The 21697-nt window shown below is 43.6% G+C and carries 18 protein-coding genes; all 18 read left to right on the forward strand.

Annotated features, from left to right (window positions below; all coding sequences use genetic code 11):
• Nucleotides 1-8: 8 nt before the first annotated feature.
• The 18 genes from M3593_RS08795 to M3593_RS08880 all read left to right on the forward strand — a co-directional run bounded on the left by M3593_RS08795 (nucleotide 9) and on the right by M3593_RS08880 (nucleotide 21688).
• Nucleotides 9-2072 (forward strand): chemotaxis protein CheA, encoded by a 2064-nt coding sequence (locus M3593_RS08795; protein ID WP_251541996.1) that lies wholly within the window; start codon nucleotides 9-11, stop codon nucleotides 2070-2072.
• Nucleotides 2073-2118: 46 nt separating this feature from the next.
• Nucleotides 2119-2574: a chemotaxis protein CheW gene (locus M3593_RS08800; protein WP_144474892.1), complete on the forward strand. Its 456-nt coding sequence runs from the start codon at nucleotides 2119-2121 to the stop codon at nucleotides 2572-2574.
• A gap of 18 nt (nucleotides 2575-2592) precedes the next feature.
• On the forward strand, nucleotides 2593-3234 hold the full coding sequence (locus M3593_RS08805; protein WP_144474893.1) for a chemotaxis protein CheC: 642 nt from the start codon (nucleotides 2593-2595) through the stop codon (nucleotides 3232-3234).
• On the forward strand, nucleotides 3227-3724 hold the full coding sequence (locus M3593_RS08810; protein ID WP_144474894.1) for a chemotaxis protein CheD: 498 nt from the start codon (nucleotides 3227-3229) through the stop codon (nucleotides 3722-3724). Before M3593_RS08805 ends, M3593_RS08810 begins: the two co-directional genes overlap by 8 nt.
• A 48-nt stretch (nucleotides 3725-3772) precedes the next feature.
• Entirely contained in the window at nucleotides 3773-4534 is a 762-nt protein-coding gene (locus tag M3593_RS08815; RefSeq protein ID WP_144474895.1) for a FliA/WhiG family RNA polymerase sigma factor, read from the forward strand.
• 13 nt (nucleotides 4535-4547) lie between these two features.
• A complete protein-coding gene (locus M3593_RS08820) occupies nucleotides 4548-5936 on the forward strand; it encodes a flagellar assembly protein A (protein WP_251541995.1) in 1389 nt (462 codons plus the stop codon).
• A gap of 1 nt (nucleotide 5937) precedes the next feature.
• Nucleotides 5938-6252: a hypothetical protein gene (locus M3593_RS08825; RefSeq protein ID WP_251541994.1), complete on the forward strand. Its 315-nt coding sequence runs from the start codon at nucleotides 5938-5940 to the stop codon at nucleotides 6250-6252.
• Nucleotides 6253-6261: 9 nt separating this feature from the next.
• Nucleotides 6262-6846, forward strand: coding sequence for a hypothetical protein (locus tag M3593_RS08830; protein ID WP_144474897.1), 585 nt, complete (start codon nucleotides 6262-6264; stop codon nucleotides 6844-6846).
• Nucleotides 6847-6989: 143 nt separating this feature from the next.
• A complete protein-coding gene (rpsB, locus tag M3593_RS08835) occupies nucleotides 6990-7700 on the forward strand; it encodes a 30S ribosomal protein S2 (RefSeq protein ID WP_144474898.1) in 711 nt (236 codons plus the stop codon).
• 148 nt (nucleotides 7701-7848) lie between these two features.
• Nucleotides 7849-8733 carry a translation elongation factor Ts gene (gene tsf / locus M3593_RS08840; RefSeq protein WP_144474899.1) on the forward strand — a complete coding sequence of 295 codons (885 nt, stop codon included), beginning with the start codon at nucleotides 7849-7851 and terminating at the stop codon, nucleotides 8731-8733.
• 129 nt (nucleotides 8734-8862) lie between these two features.
• The gene (gene pyrH, locus M3593_RS08845; protein ID WP_079508458.1) at nucleotides 8863-9588 is read left to right on the forward strand and encodes a UMP kinase; all 726 of its coding nucleotides are present in this window, start codon (nucleotides 8863-8865) and stop codon (nucleotides 9586-9588) included.
• Nucleotides 9588-10145 (forward strand): ribosome recycling factor, encoded by a 558-nt coding sequence (frr, locus tag M3593_RS08850; protein WP_251541993.1) that lies wholly within the window; start codon nucleotides 9588-9590, stop codon nucleotides 10143-10145. The genes pyrH and frr overlap by 1 nt, the downstream gene beginning before the upstream one ends.
• 520 nt (nucleotides 10146-10665) lie before the next feature.
• Entirely contained in the window at nucleotides 10666-11442 is a 777-nt protein-coding gene (locus M3593_RS08855; RefSeq protein WP_283905074.1) for an undecaprenyl pyrophosphate synthase, read from the forward strand.
• A gap of 19 nt (nucleotides 11443-11461) precedes the next feature.
• Nucleotides 11462-12250: a phosphatidate cytidylyltransferase gene (locus tag M3593_RS08860; protein WP_251541992.1), complete on the forward strand. Its 789-nt coding sequence runs from the start codon at nucleotides 11462-11464 to the stop codon at nucleotides 12248-12250.
• A gap of 93 nt (nucleotides 12251-12343) precedes the next feature.
• Nucleotides 12344-13486: a 1-deoxy-D-xylulose-5-phosphate reductoisomerase gene (gene dxr / locus M3593_RS08865; protein WP_251541991.1), complete on the forward strand. Its 1143-nt coding sequence runs from the start codon at nucleotides 12344-12346 to the stop codon at nucleotides 13484-13486.
• Nucleotides 13487-13538: 52 nt separating this feature from the next.
• Nucleotides 13539-14801 (forward strand): RIP metalloprotease RseP, encoded by a 1263-nt coding sequence (rseP, locus tag M3593_RS08870; protein ID WP_251541990.1) that lies wholly within the window; start codon nucleotides 13539-13541, stop codon nucleotides 14799-14801.
• Nucleotides 14802-14897: 96 nt separating this feature from the next.
• On the forward strand, nucleotides 14898-16601 hold the full coding sequence (locus M3593_RS08875; protein WP_251541981.1) for a proline--tRNA ligase: 1704 nt from the start codon (nucleotides 14898-14900) through the stop codon (nucleotides 16599-16601).
• Nucleotides 16602-17362: 761 nt separating this feature from the next.
• Complete coding sequence (locus M3593_RS08880) at nucleotides 17363-21688, forward strand: PolC-type DNA polymerase III (RefSeq protein ID WP_251541979.1); 4326 nt, start codon at nucleotides 17363-17365, stop codon at nucleotides 21686-21688.
• Nucleotides 21689-21697 lie beyond the last annotated feature (9 nt).

Genomic DNA, 21697 nt, shown 5'->3' on the forward strand with positions numbered 1-21697 from the left:
CGGTGCACATGGAATTAAACCAATATCTTGAAGTGTTTTTAGAAGAAAGTAGAGAGCATTTGCAGAACTGTAATGAGCAGCTGCTCGAGCTGGAGAAAAATCCACAGGATTTATCGATCATTAATGAAATTTTTAGATCTGCCCACACGTTAAAAGGGATGTCAGCAACGATGGGATATGAGGATCTCGCTAGCCTGACGCATCAAATGGAAAACGTTCTTGATGCTATCCGCAATAATCGTTTGCTCACGACTCCAGAAATACTCGATGTTATCTTTATGGCTGTTGACCATCTCGAGGAAATGGTTGAATCAATTGCTGCCGGAGGAGATGGGAAGAAGAACGTTTCCGATACAGTCGAGAAGTTGAAGTTAATTGAAAAGGGAGAGCCCTTGTCCCGTTCGGCAGATTTGGAAGTGGCTGCTGCTGCAACGCTTGAAGCATCTCCTAAGTCCTCCTCCAACTATGATGAATTTGAACTGACCGTTTTAAAGCAGTCTAAAGAGCAGGGGTTCGGTGTGTATGAAATACAAATCGGATTGCGTGAAGATTGCCTGCTGAAAGCTGCCCGGGTGTACATGGTATTTGAAGTGCTGGAAAAAATCGGAGAGGTAATCAAAGCGAACCCTTCAGTTGAACAGCTAGAGGAAGAGCAGTTTGATGATGAGTTTTCTGTAACGATCATCACAAGGGAGAATCCTGAAGATGTCAAAGGCAAGATAATGAAGGTATCTGAAGTGGTCAAAACGGATGTAATGCCAATCGATTTCAATACAGCAAACCCAGAATTAACGATTGAAATCCCGGAAAAAACAGCCGTTACAGATACAGAAAAGGCCCCAGCAGCTGAATCGTCCTCTGCCAATGCAATATCAGAGGCAGCGCCTGTCCAAGACGGTAAGAGCAGCATTAAACAGCAGACTAATAGCAAAACTATCCGTGTAAATATCGAACGGCTCGATATTCTCATGAATTTATTTGAAGAATTAGTCATCGACCGCGGCCGATTAGAGCAAATATCCAAGGAATTGGAGAATGGTGAACTAACTGAAACGGTTGAGCGTATGTCCAGGATTTCCGGAGACTTGCAAAACATCATCCTGAATATGCGGATGGTGCAGGTGGAGACGGTATTCAATCGTTTCCCTAGAATGATTCGCCAATTAGCGAGGGACTTGAATAAAAAAATCAATCTTGAAATCGTCGGCGCGGAAACAGAATTGGATCGTACTGTCATTGATGAAATAGGCGACCCGCTTGTGCACTTACTGCGAAATTCTGTAGACCATGGCATTGAATCACCCGAAGCTCGCAGGGCCAAGGGCAAGAACGAAGAAGGAACCGTGGTGCTGCGTGCATTCCATAGCGGAAACCATGTGTTCATTGAAATTGAAGATGATGGTGCTGGAATCAACAAAGACAAAGTATTGCAAAAAGCCATCAGCAAGGGAATCATTACGGAACAATCTGCTGCTGGCTTTACGGATAAACAAGCATTTGAATTGATTCTTTCATCAGGTTTTTCTACAGCAGAGACTATTTCGGATATCTCAGGACGTGGAGTAGGCCTGGATGTTGTTAAGAATACCATCGAATCACTGGGAGGCTCGATTTCTATTGATTCCAAGGAGAATCAGGGCACGATCTTCTCGATACAGCTTCCGCTTACATTATCAATCATTTCGGTCATGTTAGTGGAAATCCAGAAAGAGAAATTCGCTATTCCTCTGTCTTCCATCATTGAGACAGCGATAATCAAGGATTCTGAAATCATGAATGCCCATAATCAAAAGGTGATTGATTTCAGGGGCAAGGTCGTCCCGCTGCTATTCCTAAAAGATATCTTCGAGGTTCCTTACGAAGGTGATGAGGATCAATTCCACTCTGTCATTATCGTTCGAAAAGGAGATAAAATGGCTGGTTTGATCGTCGACTCCTTCATTGGCCAGCAAGAGGTAGTCCTTAAATCGCTAGGAAATTACTTAACCAATGTTTTTGCGATTTCCGGTGCAACGATTCTTGGTGATGGCCAGGTAGCATTGATCGTGGATTGCAACGCATTGATTAAATAAATTCCTTGGCTGGCTAAGGAAGAATGATATTTTAGGAGTGATAAAGATGGCTGAAAGTTTGGTTTCAGATTTGAAAGTGATCGTATTCCAATTGAATCAAAAAGAATATGCGGTTCCTGTTAGTCAGGTTAGGTCAATTGAAAAAATCATGCATATCACAAGAGTTCCACATGTGAACCCGTTTGTGAAAGGGGTTATGAACCTTAGAGGAGTGGTTACTCCGCTATTGGATTTGCGTGTCAGGTTCGGCATGGAGGAACAAAGTTACTCAGACAGCACTCGAGTCATCATTGTTGCGGATGAGGATAAAGAAGTAGGTTTGATTGTGGATGGAGCAAATGACGTCATTGATATACCGTCAAGCATGATTGAACCCCCGCCGGAGGTAGTAGGCCTTGCTGCAGAGGGGTTCATCAAAGGAGTTGCCAATCTCGACAGAAGGTTATTGATTTTAATTGATTTGGATAAAATTCTTGAGTCCGATGAAGAAAAAGCTTTATAGGCGGAAAGGAATCTGGCTATGACTTTTCTAAAAAGCATTTCGGACGTTCACCTGGATATTTTAAAAGAGGTAGGTAATATTGGAGCTGGACATGCTGCAACAGCCTTATCTACCTTAATGAATAAAAAGATTGATATGAAGGTGCCCAGTGTCAGAGTTGTGTCTTTCGATGAAGTGATGGAACTGGCAGGAGGCGCGGACAATGTTGTAGCGAGCGTATTCCTCCGGATTGAGGGGGAGGCTCCAGGGAGTATGTTTTTTATCCTTCCTCTCCCTCAGGCAGAAAAATATATCCGCCAGCTGACTAAGAACCAGACATTCACATTCACCGATGAACAGGACAATGAGCTGGCATTGTCGGCACTTCAAGAATTAGGGAATATTCTATCAGGTTCATATCTTTCTTCATTGTCCGATTTTACAAATTTGAGCCTGTATCCATCTGTTCCTGCTCTTAGTATTGATATGGTGGGGGCAGTCATCAGTTTTGGGCTGTTGGAGTTATCACAGGTAAGTGATTACGCAATCGTGATTGATACTGCACTGGATGAAGAAGATGCAAAGCTGCCAGAAAGTGTGAAAGGCCATTTCTTTTTGTTGCCTGATCCGGATTCATTCCATATCATTTTTTCTGCGCTGGGAGTAAAGGTGGATGCATAAAACAGCAGAAATCATTAAAGTGGGCATTGCCGATATGAATATTGTGAAAGTTCCTGATTTGATCCGGACCACTGGACTGGGATCATGTGTTGGCGTAGTGCTGTATGATCAGGGTGCTGAATTGGCTGGCATGGCGCATGTTATGCTTCCCGATTCATTACTCTCCCGTACCGAACCGCTGAATAAGGCGAAATTCGCTGATACAGCAATCAAAGAACTTTTGGAGCTCATGATTCAATCAGGTGCAAGACAGGCAGGCATTAAAGCAAAGATTGCCGGGGGCGCACAAATGTTCCAATTTTCAGGCAGCAGTGACATGATGAGAATCGGACCAAGGAATGTAGAGGCAGTTTTACAGGAATTGAAAGAATTTCGTATCCCGCTTATGGCCCACGATGTCGGCGGCAATAGCGGCAGGACCATAGAATTCGACCCGAAGACCGGTTTAATGCAGATCAGGACTGTGAATAAAGGGAATAGTGAGATTTAGTTTGGATAGCAACTAGAAAAAAGCGTAATGCGCGTGAGGAGGATGACAATGGTGCGAGGATCCACTTCGGAAGAACAGATTACATGGGATAAATGGGTACAATCCCGAGATCCGGATGCGGGGAATATGCTGATAAAAAAATATATGCCACTTGTTTCCTACCATGTGCAAAGAATCTCTGTGAGTCTTCCGAAGAGTGTTTCCAGGGATGATTTAAGAAGTTTAGGAATGATTGGATTATATGATGCTCTGGAAAAATTCGATCCAAACAGGGATCTGAAGTTTGATACATATTCTTCATTTCGGATTCGCGGGGCAATTTTGGACGGATTAAGAAAGGAAGACTGGCTCCCAAGAAGTACCCGGGAAAAAGCAAAGAAAATAGACGCAGCAATTGAGAGGCTCGAACAGCGCCACATGCGCAATGCGACCATCGAGGAAATCGCCACAGAATTGAATATGGATGAAACGGAGATATACACGACTATAAATGAACATTTTTTCGCGAATGTCCTCTCAATAGATGAGCATCCAAATGAAAATGATGAGCGTGATAACCAGTCATTCATAATCAAGGACGATAAGGCTGAAATTCCTGAGGACAAGCTGATAAAGTCTGAACTGCTTGAAGAAGTAGCTGATAAAATCTCTAAATTGAATGATAAAGAGCAGCTTGTATTAAGTTTGTTTTACAAAGAAGAATTAACATTAACAGAAATCGGTCAAGTCATGAATTTATCTACCTCCAGAATTTCGCAGATTCATTCAAAGGCAATTTTTAAGCTAAGAAAATGGCTGGAGTCAGCCTGATAGAAGGCAGGAGATGGATTTGGCGACGGATTATTTAGTGAGGATATCCAAAGATAGGCTTTCTGCAGAACTGGAACTCAATATCCAGGATCAGGATTTTGTTATATCTGTTCGAAATCTATTGAGTTACTTGGAGAAAGAGCAAGTCGTGTTCGGTATTAAAATGGATGTATTGGCGCAAATTGCCGAAAGTCCTGCTTCTGTTGAATATCCTGTGGCAATAGCGGTTGGAATGGAGAATGTGGATGGTGAAGATTCCTATCTGCGCAATGAACTAGAACAAACAAGCATTGAGGAACAGAAAGTCTTTCATTTCCGCACGATTATGCATATCCCTTCAGTAACGAAAGGTCAGCTGCTCGCAAGTGTGGTCCCTCCTGTCAATGGAACACCTGGAAAAGACGTGACCGGAAGAATCATTCCTGCAAAGCCTGGCCGGCCGCTAAAGGTTAAAGCAGGGAATAATGTTGTGTTCGAAGCTGGACAATTCTATGCCGTATGCGATGGACAAATGAGTGTTACGCAGAAATCCATTTCCGTTAATCCTGTGTATGAGGTAAGAGGAGATCTTGATCTGAGAACAGGGAATTTGGATTTTGTAGGCAATATCGTCATAAAAGGCAATGTTCCCAGCGGCTATGAACTGAAAGCCGGCGGGGATATCATCGTAGATGGACTTGTTGAAGCAGCCAATCTCCAGGCTGGAGGGAATATTGTCATTAAAGGCGGAGTGGCCGGAGCCATGAAGGGCCGGCTGACTGCAGGCGGGAACGTGTTCGCCAATTACCTTAACCAGGCAAATGTAAAAGCTGGCCAGGATATCATTGTCAAGACATCCATTCTGCACAGCAAACTGACAGCTGCTGGAAATGTGGACTGCCAAACTGGAACCATCATCGGAGGCACTATTTCGGCTGGCCGAAATATTTCAGTCAAGGAATTGGGGAATGAGCTCTTTACTAAAACAGAATTAGCTGTGGGCTGGGACCCATTGTTGGAGAAAACTGAACAGGACACGATTGCTTCCATCGAAACAGCCAAAATCAATATCCGGAAACTGACAGAAATAGAAGTGAAGCTTGCTGAAATTGGCAGGCATGCAGGTACCTTAACGAACGAGAAGAAGCAAATGATAGCGAAACAGCGGAATACCAGGCTGCAAGTTGAAAAATCCCTTGAGGAACTGTTGGCCGATCTGGAGTTTTTACAGCTTGAAAAACAAGATCGATTGAATTCCTGCTTAACCGTAAATGATAAGGTATTTCCAAATACGAAAGTTTTTTTCGGGAAGTACGCTTTCCTGACAAACCAGATATATAAAAAGGTGAATTTCCATCTCGAAAATAGTGAGATTTCGATTAATCCGATTGTAAAACTCGAACCATCACTAGTTAGGAAGTGACATGATGAGCCTCAAAGCAATCGAAATGCAGATTGCTCTTCCGAGGACACATGATGCCGGCAAAATTCAAGAGCAACTTCAACAGCGGGGACAGCATCTTCAGGAACATGCGGCACAAAGTGTGACGAAGGAAGATGAATTAAAACGCAAAACGGTGATTAAAAACAACCAGAAGCAGGAAGCCCGCCTGAATCAGGATGGCGGCCAACCAGGCCACCATCAGCAAAAAGGCAGGGACGATAAAAAAAGCAAGGATGATCAAGATGTACAGCCACACCACCCTTATAAAGGGAAGGTGATTGATTACAGCGGATAGAGGGATATAATGACCACTTTTCTACTACTCTTAAGCCTCATACTGAACGCGGCAGCAATCTTCGCCATTATCCTATTATATTTACGGCAGAATCGGCTTGTTGAAGCAGAAAAAAAACAGGGAAAAATCATCAGCGAAATGGAAGAGATTTTTTCGTCCTATCTATTTGAATTGAAAGAAGAGAATGATAAGTTTCTTGAGTTGATGTCAAACAGCAATATTAAATTAAATACGGACAAAGCGGAAAAGCCTGCTGATGTAACAGATATGGGATCACAGAAGGACCCCGAAGCCAGAGACCACGAAATCCAACAACACCGTCCCGGTAAAGGTATATCTTATCACGCTGCAAGACAGGCATATCATAAAGCCAGTGAAACAACCACAATTACCCCTGGAGATACGGATGAGACAGAAATCGATAGCGGCCAAACTGCGGATCCGGGGCCAGAAACAAAAGAACTCAGCTTGTTTGATCAGGTTACAGCCATGAGACATCAGGGGCTGACGATCGAAGAAATAGCCAGGGATCTTGATAAAGGGAAAACAGAGATTGAACTTTTGCTTAAATTTCGGCAAAATACGAAAGATTAACTTGATTGTCAGTTTTATTTATGCTATATTATCTCATGGTGTTAATACACACGTTCAATGATTTGGCCAGATGGTGCTGCCAGGCAGTTCCTGGCTGAAGGTGATTTGGACGGAGGAAATCAAAACCATTAGGAGGAAACACAATGTCAGTAATTTCTATGAAGCAACTGCTTGAAGCTGGTGTACACTTCGGTCACCAGACTCGCCGTTGGAACCCTAAGATGAAGAAATACATCTTCACTGAGCGTAACGGCATCTACATCATCGACCTTCAAAAGACTGTTAAGAAGGTTGAAGAAGCATACAACTACGTGAAAGAGCTAGCTGGTAACGGCGGTACTGTTCTTTTCGTAGGTACTAAGAAACAAGCTCAAGATTCTGTTAAAGAAGAAGCAGCTCGTTCTGGTATGTACTATGTGAACCAACGCTGGTTGGGCGGTACTTTAACAAACTTCGAAACAATCCAAAAGCGTATCTCTCGTCTTAAGAACATTGAAAGAATGTCTGAAGATGGAACTTTTGAAGTACTTCCAAAGAAAGAAGTAGTTCAATTGAAAAAAGAGCAAGAGCGCTTAGAAAAGTTCTTAGGCGGAATCAAGGATATGAAGACTCTTCCAGATGCTCTTTTCATCATTGACCCACGCAAAGAGCGCATCGCTGTTGCTGAAGCACGCAAATTGAACATTCCTATCGTTGGAATTGTTGATACAAACTGTGATCCAGACGAAATCGACGTAGTTATCCCTGCGAACGATGACGCGATCCGCGCTGTTAAATTGCTTACATCTAAAATGGCTGACGCTATTATCGAAGCTAAGCAAGGCGAAGAAACTACAGAAACTGTAGAAGCTTAATTTAAAATAAGGTGATATAGGGAAGCGCCCTTTATCACCTTTTTTTAAGACTTTATTCCATATAAGCCTCGTTAGGGTTTATATTGGCAAAATCAAGTTAAAATAAAGTATAGTTACATATAACCGAGATTTTAGGAGGAATTTCATTATGGCAATTACTGCACAAATGGTAAAAGAATTGCGCGAAAAAACTGGCGCAGGTATGATGGACTGCAAAAAGGCACTTCAGGAAACAAATGGTGATATGGACCAGGCTATCGATTTCCTTCGTGAAAAAGGTATCGCTAAAGCTGCAAAAAAAGCTGACCGTATCGCTGCGGAAGGTACAACTTACATCCTTACAGAAGGAAATGAAGCAGTCATCCTAGAAGTAAACTCTGAAACAGACTTCGTAGCAAAGAACGAAGGCTTCCAGGTTCTTGTTAAGGAAATCGCTGAGCACCTTCTTAAGAATAAGCCAGCATCTGTAGAAGAAGCTAATGCTCAAACTATGGAAAATGGCGATTCAGTAGAAACTACTATCAACAATGCAATTGCTAAAATTGGTGAGAAACTGTCACTTCGCCGCTTTAAAGTTGTAACTAAAACTGATAACGATGCATTCGGTGCTTACCTTCACATGGGCGGACGCATTGGCGTACTTTCAGTTCTTGAAGGAACTACTGACGAAGCAGCTGCTAAAGACGTTTCTATGCACATCGCTGCATTGAACCCTAAATATGTATCACGTGACGAAGTATCTCAAGAAGAAGTTGAGCATGAGCGTCAAATCCTTACTCAACAAGCTCTTAACGAAGGCAAGCCGGAAAACATCGTTGCTAAAATGGTTGAAGGCCGCCTAAGCAAATATTTCGAAGATGTTTGTGTTCTTGACCAGGCATTCGTTAAAAACCCTGACCAAAAAGTACGCCAGTTTGTTGAATCAAAAGGCGGAACACTTCGTGAGTTCACTCGTTATGAAGTAGGCGAAGGCATCGAAAAGCGTGAAGATAACTTTGCTGAAGAAGTAATGAATCAGGTAAACAAGAAATAATCTTTCACTAGCCTATGTAATTGCAGGGAACACTCCAGTGTTCCCTGTTTTTGGACATAGCTTTAATTAGGTTTTTTCCGTGAGCATGCCTGCTTTCGGAAAGCCTTAAATTACATATGGAGGTACCCTATGACCAGCCCTAAATACAAAAGAGTTGTTTTAAAGTTAAGTGGAGAAGCATTAGCCGGAGAACAAGGATTTGGCATCAATCCGTCGGTAATCAAAAATGTTGCAGACCAGGTAAAGGAGATTGCTGAACTGGATGTGGAAGTCGCTGTAGTAGTAGGCGGAGGAAATATCTGGAGAGGCAAGATCGGCGAAGAAATGGGAATGGACAGAGCGACGGCAGACTATATGGGCATGCTTGCTACCGTCATGAATTCCCTGTCATTGCAGGACAGTCTGGAACAAGCGGGAATCGAGACAAGGGTTCAAACTTCCATCGAAATGCGTCAGGTTGCAGAACCGTATATCAGAAGAAGGGCAATCAGACATCTCGAGAAGAAACGCGTTGTTATATTTGCTGCCGGAACAGGGAATCCGTACTTCTCGACGGATACTACTGCTGCACTCCGGGCTGCAGAAATCGAAGCAGATGTAATCCTTATGGCGAAAAATAACGTCGATGGTGTATACTCTGCTGATCCGCGCGTTGATAAGAATGCGACTAAATACGAAGAACTTTCTTATTTGGATGTGTTGAAGGAAGGTCTTGCTGTCATGGATTCAACTGCGTCATCCCTATGTATGGACAATGATATCCCGTTAATTGTATTCTCAATTATGGAAAAGGGGAATATTAAACGGGCAGTAATGGGTGAAACAATCGGAACAATCGTGAGGGGGAAAAACTAATGCCAAAAGAAGCTATTGCTAATGTAAAAGAAAGAATGTCAAAAGCGATCCAAGCTTTTACACGCGAACTTGCCAGCATCCGTGCAGGGAGGGCAAATGCCTCTCTTTTAGACAGGATTCAGGTGGATTATTATGGTGCACCAACTCCGGTCAATCAGCTTGCGGGAATCTCTGTGCCGGAAGCACGTCTTCTGGTCATCCAGCCGTATGATAAGTCAATCCTTGGCGAAATTGAAAAGGCAATCCTAAAGTCTGATTTGGGGCTAAACCCAGCTAATGATGGATCCATCATCAGAATCGCGATTCCTCAGCTAACTGAAGAACGACGGAAAGAACTTGCGAAGCTCGTGAAAAAGGAAGCTGAAGAAGCAAAAATCGCTGTCCGCAACATCCGCCGTGATGGAAATGAAGATTTGAAGAAACTAGAGAAAAACGGAGAAATCACTGAAGATGACCTTCGTGGATACTCTGACGATATTCAAAAGCTTACTGATGAGCATATTGCCAAGATCGATCAGATTGCGAAAGACAAAGAAAAAGAAATCATGGAAGTTTAATTCCAGGTAATGATCATCGAAAACCCTCTGTTTTCCAGGGGGTTTTTTCTCTATACATATTAGCGGGAATGAAGAAAAGTGGAATTGGCACCAGCCAACTAAGTCAGGGTTTTGCTAGAGAGACTTTTGGGAAGTGGAATCAGCTTTCATTCTGATAAAACTGCAAATTTTCGTAAAGTACATAAAACAATGAGTTTACGTAAACGGCCTGAATGATAGAATATAATAATATCAGCCGTATTATTCTGTTTTACTTTTGAACAACATAGTCTGTTTATAAGGCTGCTATTGAAATGGAGCAGACAAAAACAAAATAATATCACGCATAGTCCATCCGTTTATAGAGATATCTTTATTCTTTTTTGGTATGATAGTGGCATATGGAAAAGAAAGAGAGAAGAAAAGGATTACTCTATGGCTTTTGGTGAGCAGTCCAGCTTCAGTGCCAGACCATTTCCGGGAAAAGTCAGCCGGATTGAATGAATGGTGCTAAAGATAATCTTTTGGGGGAGCTGTCACAATGTTAAATAAAATGAATCCGTGGAAGAAGGAGCCAAGTCCTTCCGGTTTCCGAGATCGTATACTTCAGATAAAAGAACATCAAGTCCCGTCCCATGTAGCCATTATCATGGATGGAAACGGACGCTGGGCCAAAAAACGTGCGTTGCCCCGTGTAGCTGGCCACCATGAAGGAATGAAGGTTGTCCGCAAAATAACAAAACTGGCCAATGAAATTGGAGTCAAAACTCTGACTGTATATGCTTTCTCTACAGAAAACTGGAAAAGGCCGAAAATGGAAGTTGATTTCCTGATGAAGCTGCCAGAAGAGTTCCTGGGTACCTTCCTTCCTGAATTGATTGAAGAAAATGTCCGTGTCGAAATGATTGGCTATATGGATAAGCTTCCAGAGCATACAAGAAAAGCGGTCGGGAAAGCGATGGAGGATACAAAGGATAATACAGGCCTTGTTCTGAATTTTGCCCTTAATTATGGTAGCAGGGCAGAAATTTTAGATGGTGTCAAAAAAATCATGATCGATATAAAAAATGGCAAGATTTCAGAAGATGATTTAACCGAAGAAGCCTTCTCTTCATATTTGATGACAAAGGACATGAATGATCCCGATTTATTGATCAGGACAAGCGGAGAAATCCGTTTGAGCAATTTCATGCTCTGGCAGCTTGCCTATACGGAGTTCTGGTTCACTGACGTACTTTGGCCCGACTTTAACGAAGAACATTTAATTGAAGCAATAGAAGCATTCCAGGGCCGTCAGCGGCGTTTTGGAGGAGTATAAAAAAGGTGTGAATAAGTAAATGAAGCAAAGAATCATTACAGCAGTCATAGCAGCAGCTATTTTTCTTCCAATCGTGATTTTCGGAGGCTGGCCATTCATCGCAATGGTATATTTAATAGCTTCCGTAGCCTTATATGAAGCGCTGAAAATGAAGCAGTTAAATCTTTTCTCAGTTCCGGGGATTCTATCTCTGCTCCTATTATGGATTTTCCTGATTCCCAGTCAGTACAGCGGCTTTTTAAATGAGATTGATTATACAAAATTGGAGCTTTTCTTCCTTGGAGTACTTTTGTTTTTGACATATACTGTCATCACTAAAAATCGCTTCACTTTTGAAGATGTTGCCTTTTCGATTATGTCGACTCTTTATGTTGGACTTGGTTTTTATTTCTTCATTGAAACACGGGAAGCAAACCTGATTTATGTATTTTATTCGCTTTTCATCATTTGGGCGACCGATTCAGGAGCGTATTTTATCGGAAGGGCAATTGGCAAACATAAGCTTTGGCCAGAAATCAGCCCGAACAAGACGACCGAGGGCTTTTTTGGCGGTGTAGCATCCGCGCTTGTCGTTGCGCTGCTGTTCAGCATATTCGGTGATATGGACGTATCGGCCATTATCCTATTGGCTGCGACTGCCTTCTTATCAGTTTTTGGACAAATAGGCGATCTTGTAGAGTCTGCTTTGAAACGTCATTATAATGTAAAGGACTCAGGCAACATCCTTCCTGGACATGGCGGCATGCTAGACAGGTTTGACAGTCTGCTGTTTGTCTGGCCATTAATCCACTTAATCCATCTGTTGTGATTGATTTTTTTATTCTAAGATAGAACCTAAACGCATGATCGTTCCGGGGGTGGACATTAAAACCCCGTTGAAGATATTAGGAGTGAAAGAATTGTGAAAAGAATCAGCTTGTTGGGTGCGACAGGATCGATTGGGATCCAGACACTTGAAGTCATCAGGGAACATCCTGAGGAATTCAAACTTGTTTCAATGTCTGCTGGCCGGAACATAGAGCTTTGCGGCAAAATCATCAATGAATTTCAGCCAGAACTGGTTTCGGTACAGGAGAAGGATGATGCTGACCGTTTAAAGCCAGAATTTCCATCGGTCAAAATAGTACATGGACTGGCTGGTCTTGAAGAAACAGCGATTTTTAGCAAGGCTGATGTTCTTGTTAACGCTGTACTTGGCAGTGTAGGGTTAAAGCCGACACTCGAAGCAATTCGTTCAGGCAAAACCATCGCGATTGCAAATAAAGAAACACTTGTCACCGCAGGCCATATCATCATGGAAGAAGCAAAACGCCATAACGTGGCCATCCTTCCGGTCGACAGTGAACATTCCGCCATCTTCCAGGCTTTACAGGGAGAAAAAGAAAAGAATATTGAGCGTCTAATCCTTACAGCATCTGGAGGGAGCTTCAGGGACAAGGCAAGGGAAGAACTGCATGGTGTGACAAAATCAGATGCTTTGAACCACCCTAACTGGTCGATGGGAGCAAAAATAACGATTGATTCCGCGACAATGATGAACAAAGGTTTAGAGGTAATCGAAGCACACTGGCTATTTTCTCTTCCTTATGACGATATTTCGGTTCTGCTCCACAGGGAGAGTATCATCCATTCGATGGTTGAATTCCATGATACCAGTATCATCGCCCAGCTTGGGACGCCAGATATGAAAGTGCCGATTCAGTATGCTCTTACATACCCAGACAGGCTGCCGCTTGTGTCAGGAAAGAGGCTGAACCTGGCCGAAATAGGAAGGCTTCATTTCAAGGATATGGATTTTGAACGATTCCGCTGCCTGAAATTTGCTTATGATGCCGGGCGGGCAGGAGGTACGATGCCTGCAGTGATGAATGCGGCAAATGAAGCCGCGGTTGCCGCCTTTTTAGAGGACAAAATCACTTTCCTCCAAATTGAAGACTTAATAGAGAAAGCAATGGAACACCATGGCATCATTGAAACTCCAGACCTCGAAACTATCCAAGAGGTTGACAGAGAAACAAGAAACTTTGTAAATTCGCTAGTATAAAGGTGAGTCTAACAAAGTGGATTCTTATCCTTAAAAAAGGTGGTTAGATAATTTGAATACAGTTATAGCCTTCATTGTTATTTTTGGCGCCCTCGTATTCTTCCATGAACTTGGGCATCTGATATTCGCCAAGCGGGCTGGCATCCTTTGCCGGGAATTTGCGATTGGATTCGGTCCTAAAGTCTTCTCGCACAAGAAAAATGAAACGGTTTATACGATCCGTCTCCTCCCCATCGGCGGCTTTGTGAGAATGGCTGGCGAAGACCCTGAAATGATTGAAATCAAGCCAGGGCACAGAGTGGGTTTGCTTTTTAATAAGAATGATGAAGTTCAAAAAATCATCCTTACGAACAAGGAAAAGTATCCTGATGCAAGAGTCATCGAAGTTGAAAAAGCGGATATTGAACACGAGCTTTTTATTAAAGGTTACGAGGAAGGGGAGGACGACAGCCTTCTGACAACCTTTCCGGTCAGTAAAACAGCGGTACTTGTCGAAAACGGCGTAGAAACACAGATTGCGCCATTTGACAGGCAATTCGCTTCTAAAACACTTGGCCAAAGAACAATGGCAATCTTCGCAGGACCGATGATGAATTTTATCCTGGCAATGGTGATTTTCATTATCCTTGCTTTGTTCCAGGGGATTCCATCGAATGAACCGGTACTGGGCAAGCTAACTCCTGATGGCAGTGCCCTTAAGGCTGGTCTTCAGGAAGGTGATGTAGTCAACAGCATTGAAGGCTCAGAAGTTTCAAGCTGGCAGGATGTTGTGGAAATCATCCGCAAAAACCCTGGAAATGAGCTTGATTTCTCGATTAACCGTGAAGGACAGAGCATGGATGTGCCGGTTACGCCTGAAGTGAAAGACGTAGAAGGTGAAAAAATCGGTTTGATTGGTGTTTATAGCCCTGTTGAAAAATCACCATTAAAATCGATCTCATACGGAGTCAAGGAAACGTATTTCTGGACAACTGAAATTTTCTCCATGCTGGGGAAACTCCTGACTGGCCAATTTTCGATTGACGCCTTGTCGGGCCCGGTAGGAATCTATGTGTCCACTGATACTGTAGCCAAGTCAGGGATTTTCTATTTAATGAAATGGGCTGGGATCCTGAGCATTAACCTTGGGATCATGAACTTGCTTCCATTCCCAGCTTTGGATGGCGGCAGGCTGACCTTTTTTGCAGTTGAAGCGCTTAGAGGAAAACCAATCGACAAGCAAAAAGAAGGAATGGTCCACTTCATTGGATTCGCGTTATTGATGCTTCTGATGCTAGTGGTCACATGGAACGATATTCAAAGGTTTTTCCTGTAAAAAACAGAAGGATAGAAATGGACTTCCTGCCCGGGATTCATCGGGCAGGAAGATTTTTTCAAAAGATATGAAATTATCATAATGAGGTGTTAATCAATGAAGCAAAGTATGTCGCTTATTCCTACTTTAAGAGAAGTACCAGCAGACGCAGATGTAAAAAGCCATCAGCTATTGCTAAGAGCCGGCTTCATCCGCCAAAATGCCAGCGGTATCTATACATACATGCCTTTAGGGCGAAAGGTCCTGCAAAAAGTAGAGGCAATCATCAGGGAAGAAATGAATCATGCCGGTGCGGCAGAGTTATTCATGCCTGCACTTCAGCAAGCGGAACTCTGGCAGGAATCCGGCCGCTGGTATTCTTATGGACCAGAGCTAATGAGACTGAAGGACAGGAATGATCGTGAGTTTGCCCTCGGTGCAACTCATGAAGAGGTCATCACCAGCATTGTGCGTGACGAAGTAAAGTCTTATAAGCGCCTGCCGCTGACACTTTATCAGATCCAAACGAAATTCCGCGATGAAAAGCGCCCAAGATTCGGACTCCTTCGCGGCCGCGAATTCATCATGAAGGATGCGTATTCATTCCATGCGACACAGGAGAGTCTGGATGAGGTATATGAACGCATTTTCCAGGCATACTCCAATGTGTTCCGGAGATGTGGCTTGAATTTCCGTGCGGTCATTGCTGATTCGGGAGCAATGGGAGGAAAGGACACGCACGAGTTCATGGTCCTTTCGGATATTGGAGAGGATACCATTGCTTATTCTGATACGTCCGATTATGCTGCGAACATCGAAATGGCTCCAGTCACTGCAGTGTACGAAAAGAGCGGCGAGCCGGCTAAGGAGCTGGAAAAGGTTCGCACAGAAGGCAAGAAGACAATCGAAGAAGTTTCAAGCTTCCTGAATGTAGAAGAAAAAGACTGCATCAAGTCACTGCTGTTCAAAGTAGATGATCGCTTTGTACTTGTTTTAGTACGTGGCGACCATGAAGTGAATGATATCAAGCTGAAAAATTATTATGGAGCTGCTAATGTTGAATTAGCAGACACCAATACAACTAAAGAAGTACTTGGCTGCTCAGTCGGCTCCTTGGGACCAATCGGAGTGGATGGCGTAGAGGTGCTTGCAGATCATGCTGTTGAAGCAATCGTCAACGGTGTCTGCGGTGCCAATGAAGAAGATTACCATTATACAAATGTAAACCCTGACCGTGATTTCAAGGTTGCAGCCTTTACTGATCTTCGTTTTATTAAAGAAGGAGATCCATCACCTGATGGGCAGGGAACGATCGTTTTCGCAAAGGGAATCGAGGTAGGCCATGTATTCAAGCTTGGCACAAGGTATAGTGAATCAATGAATGCTGAAATCCTTGATGAAAATGGAAGGTCCAAACCGATGATCATGGGTTGCTATGGGATCGGGGTATCCCGTACAATGGCAGCAGTTGCCGAGCAATTCAATGACGAAAATGGACTCGTATGGCCAACGAATATTTCTCCATTCGATGTCCATTTGATCGCTGTGAACATGAAGGACAGTGCCCAGGCAGACCTGGCTGAAGAACTGTATTCCAGCCTGCAGCAATCTGGAATGGAAATCCTGCTGGATGACCGACAGGAACGCCCAGGAGTGAAATTCGCTGATTCGGACCTCATTGGTTTGCCAGTAAGAGTCACCGTCGGCAAGAAAGCCAGTGAAGGAATCGTCGAAGTAAAAATCCGCAAAAACGGTGAAATGCAGGAAGTACACAAAGATGACCTGGCAGATACACTGAAAAACATTTTGAAAGAACTATAATCAGAAGTCGGATCCTTTTCAGGGTCCGCTTTTTTCATTACACGCAAATAATTATATTTTTATTATCCAAGGACTTTGTATGAAGATTATATGTCCGATTATAGCTGTACTTTGAGAGATTAATGAAATTAGAACTTGTTTTAAGAAATTATCAACCATGTTAAGAGAATAGTTCTTTCAGTTTGTGTATTGCTTTTTATCAAGCGGTTTAATATCCTCATGAACCTGGTTTCGAAAAGGTAAACCATAATGAGTTTAGAAGCCCTGTTGATTAGAGTGGAAGGCGCGTAGACTCCTCGAAAATGCTAACGCATTTTCTTCGTGCGTGGGCAGGTTCGAGGAAGCTAATCAATGTCCTGCGGGATCAGCTGGACAGGTGAGACCCCGCAGACGCCAACGGCGGCGAGGAGGCTCACCGCCAGCCCCAAGGAAGAATTGCTTATGAAAAAGACGGCAGTTGGTCTTTTTCATATTCTTCCAGCGGAAAGCGAAGCGCCTGGAACGGAAATCAACAGCCCCGTTCCCAACTCGAATAAGTGAAAAAAGATTAATTTTGTCTTGATTTTAACCACTCGAAATTAATTGTTAGGAATGTATTGATGAATCGAAATGGAAATATCAAACACAGGTAACCGCGCAACCATTTTATGTTATAATAACCTTTGCTATTAAACACTCAATAATAAAACTAAACCAGTTTTCAACGGGCCTTTTTGCCCGATAGATAGAATTCAAGCTTTTCAGATGGGAGAGAAATAAACATGAGTGATCTTTCGTCAGGGAAAAAAGAAAGGTTTCAGCTCCTGCTGCAGCAACTGCAGCTTACAGAAGATGCTATTGTCATCCAATTTCAAAATGCTGAGATTGATAGGGTTTTAATTGAAAAGCAGGCAAGAAAATGGCATTTCTTTTTCCAATTTGAAAGAATCATTCCTTGTCAGCTTTTTAGCAGCTTCACAGGAAAACTGGAGCAGACTTTTTCACATATTGCTAAAATCTCGTATTCGGTGAGAGTGCTGGAGCAGGCAATCAGCGAGCAGCAAATCCTTGATTACTGGAAGATGTGCATCAAGGAAATCGATGGTATAGCACCTCCGTTGTTGAAGCTCCTGAATGAACAGGTACCAAAAGTACAGGGGACAAAAATCATTCTAACAGCCAGGAATGAAGCAGAAGGACTTGCTCTTAAGAGGAAATACGGAGTCATTATTGCAGAGATCTACCAGGGTTTTGGTTTTCCGCCATTGACGATAGATACTGTCGTCAGTGAAGAAAGCACTTCTGATGAATATGAAAAGTTCATTAAGGCAAAGGAAAAAGAAGACCAGGAACGCGGATTGATGGCGATGATTGAAATGCAGAAGAAGGAAGCAGAAAAAGCTCAGGGTGATGGACCAGCTCAGGACGGGCCAGTAACCATCGGCCTGACAATCAAAGATGATGCTGATTTCCGCAAGCTTGAGGACATCGTTGATGAAGAGCGCCGTGTAGCCGTCGAGGGTTATGTTTTCTTTGCAGAGACAAAAGAGCTTCGCAGCGGCAGGACGCTTCTGACTTTCAAGATTACCGATTACACCAGCTCCATCATGGTAAAAATGTTTTCTCGTGATAAGGAAGATGCAGCTATTTACCAGCGTATATCAAAGGGGATGTGGCTAAAGGTAAGAGGAAGCATCCAGAACGATACTTTTGTTCGCGATCTTGTCATGATTGGAAATGACGTGAATGAAATCAAACCTAAAGGAAGAATCGATTCTGCGCCAGAAGGCGAAAAAAGAGTCGAGCTTCACCTTCACAGTCCAATGAGCCAGATGGATGCAGTGACTCCTGTTAGCGCACTGGTCGCCCAGGCAGCAAAGTGGGGACACAAGGCCGTTGCGATCACAGACCATGCAGTCGTCCAGTCTTACCCGGAGGCATATGGAGCCGGGAAGAAAAATGATATCAAAATCCTTTATGGTGTAGAAATCAATCTCGTGGATGATGGGGTGCCGATTGCCTATAATGACGCTCATCGAGTGCTGGCAGACGATACGTATGTCGTTTTTGACGTCGAAACAACTGGTTTGTCAGCTGTATATGATACGATCATTGAACTTGCGGCTGTCAAAATTCGCGGCGGTGAAATCATCGACCGGTTCGAATCGTTCGCAAATCCACACCATAGGCTGTCCGCCACAACGATCAATCTGACCGGCATCACAGATGATATGGTCCGGAATGCACCAGAGGTTAGTGAAGTCCTGAAAAGGTTCCATGAGTGGACAGCAGACAGTGTACTTGTTGCCCACAACGCATCTTTCGATATGGGCTTCCTGAATGTCGGCTATAAAAAGATTGGGATAGGAAAAGCTCCAAATCCGGTAATAGATACACTGGAATTGGGCCGCTTCCTGTATCCTGATATGAAGAACCACAGATTGAATACCCTTGCCAAAAAGTTCGATATTGAATTGACACAGCATCACCGTGCGATTTATGATGCTGAAGCGACTGGGTACCTTTTGTTGAAAATGCTGAAGGATGCCGCTGAAAAAGGACTGGAATACCATGACCAGCTTAATGACAATATGGGGCAGGGGAAAGCTTTCCAGAGAGCGCGTCCATACCACGCTACCTTGTTGGCTAAAAATGAAGTTGGTTTGAAAAACATCTTCAAGCTGGTTTCGATTTCTCATATTGATTACTTTTACAGAGTGCCAAGAATTCCGCGTTCTTTGCTGAATAAGCATCGCGAAGGGATCCTGATTGGTTCCGGATGCGACAAAGGGGAAGTTTTTGAAGGCATGATGCAAAAAGGACCGGAAGAAGTCGAAGAGGCAGCGCAGTTCTATGACTATCTTGAAGTCCATCCAAAAGCGGTTTATGCTCACTTGCTGGAGCTGGAATTAGTCAGGGATCAGAAAGCGCTTGAGGATATCATTAACAATATCGTCAAGCTTGGCGAGAAGCTGGACTTGCCGGTAGTGGCTACAGGAAATGTGCACTACTTGAATGAAAATGATAAGATATACCGCAAAATCCTGGTCAATTCCCAGGGTGGTGCCAATCCGCTGAACCGCCATGAGCTTCCTGACGTGCATTTCAGGACCACAAATGAAATGCTTGACGCCTTTAAGTTTCTGGGAGAGGAAAAAGCGAAAGAAGTTGTCGTTGAAAATTCGAATAAGATTGCGGACATGATCGATGTCATCAAACCAATCAAAGACGATCTTTACACGCCGAAAATTGAAGGCGCCGATGAAGAAATGCGCAGCATGAGCTATGGAATGGCCCGAAGCATCTATGGGGACGACCTTCCGGAAATCGTAGAGGCGCGCCTTGAAAAAGAACTGAAGAGTATCATAGATAATGGATTTGCTGTTATCTATCTGATTTCTCACAAACTAGTTAAAAAGTCACTGGATGACGGCTATCTTGTAGGTTCGCGTGGATCGGTCGGATCTTCCTTCGTTGCAACGATGACGGAAATCACCGAGGTCAATCCGCTTCCGCCGCACTATGTATGCCCTAAGTGCAAAAAATCAGAGTTCTTCAATGATGGGTCCGTCGGTTCAGGTTTTGACCTTCCCGACAAAGATTGTCCTGATTGCGGAATTAAATATAAAAAAGACGGTCATGACATTCCGTTTGAAACCTTCCTCGGATTTAAAGGAGACAAGGTTCCCGATATCGACTTGAACTTCTCAGGTGAGTACCAGCCGCGTGCCCATAACTATACCAAAGTCCTGTTCGGTGAAGATTATGTTTATCGTGCCGGGACAATCGGTACCGTTGCTGATAAAACGGCTTATGGTTATGTAAAAGGCTATCAGGGTGACAACAACCTTAATCTGAGGGGGGCGGAAATCGACCGCCTTGCATCTGGGTGTACGGGTGTCAAACGAACAACCGGACAGCACCCAGGCGGCATCATCGTTGTGCCTGATTACATGGATATTTTTGATTTTTCGCCAATCCAGTTCCCGGCAGACAGCAGCACTTCTGAATGGAAAACAACCCACTTTGATTTCCATTCAATTCACGATAACTTGTTAAAACTGGATATTCTCGGTCACGATGACCCGACGGTAATCAGGATGCTTCAGGATTTAAGCGGAATCGATCCTAAGACAATCCCGACTGATGATCCTGAAGTGATGAAGATTTTCAGCGGTACAGAATCATTGGGAGTGACAGAGGAACAAATCATGTCCAAGACTGGTTCCCTCGGGATACCGGAATTCGGTACGCGGTTTGTACGCCAGATGCTTGAAGATACGAAGCCAACGACATTCTCTGAGCTTGTCCAGATCTCCGGCCTTTCCCATGGAACGGACGTTTGGCTCGGCAATGCCCAGGAATTGATCCATAATAATATCTGTAATCTTAGTGAGGTAATCGGCTGCCGTGATGATATCATGGTATACCTGATCTATCAGGGCCTAGAGCCGGCATTCGCGTTTAAAATCATGGAATCCGTCCGTAAAGGTAAAGGCCTGACGGATGAAATGGAAGAGGAAATGCGGAAGAACAAGGTGCCTGAGTGGTATATTGATTCTTGTAAAAAAATCAAGTACATGTTCCCTAAAGCTCACGCAGCTGCCTACGTTTTGATGGCTGTCAGGATCGCGTATTTCAAAGTGCATCATCCGCTTATGTACTATGCAGCATACTTCACAGTCAGGGCCGATGATTTCGATGTAGACGCTATGGTCCGCGGTTCTGAAAGTATCCGTGCAGTCATCGAGGAAATCAACGCCAAGGGGCTTGATGCTTCCACAAAAGAGAAGAACTTGATGACCGTCATGGAACTGGCACTTGAAATGTGCGAACGAGGCTTTGGATTCGCGAAAGTAGACTTGTACAAATCTAGTGCGTCAGAATTCATCATTGAAGATGATAAATTGATTCCGCCATTCAATGCGATTCCAGGACTTGGTACAAACGCTGCGATCAATATTGTCAATGCGCGTGAACAGGGAGAGTTCCTGTCAAAAGAAGACCTCCAGCAGCGCGGGAAGATTTCAAAGACAATCTTGGAATATCTCGATAATCATGGCTGCCTGGAAGGAATGCCCGACCAGAACCAATTGTCATTATTCTAAAGCTGACTT

It is taken from the genome of Mesobacillus sp. MER 48, from assembly GCF_023714225.1.
In the GTDB taxonomy this organism is placed as follows: domain Bacteria; phylum Bacillota; class Bacilli; order Bacillales; family Cytobacillaceae; genus Mesobacillus; species Mesobacillus oceanisediminis_A.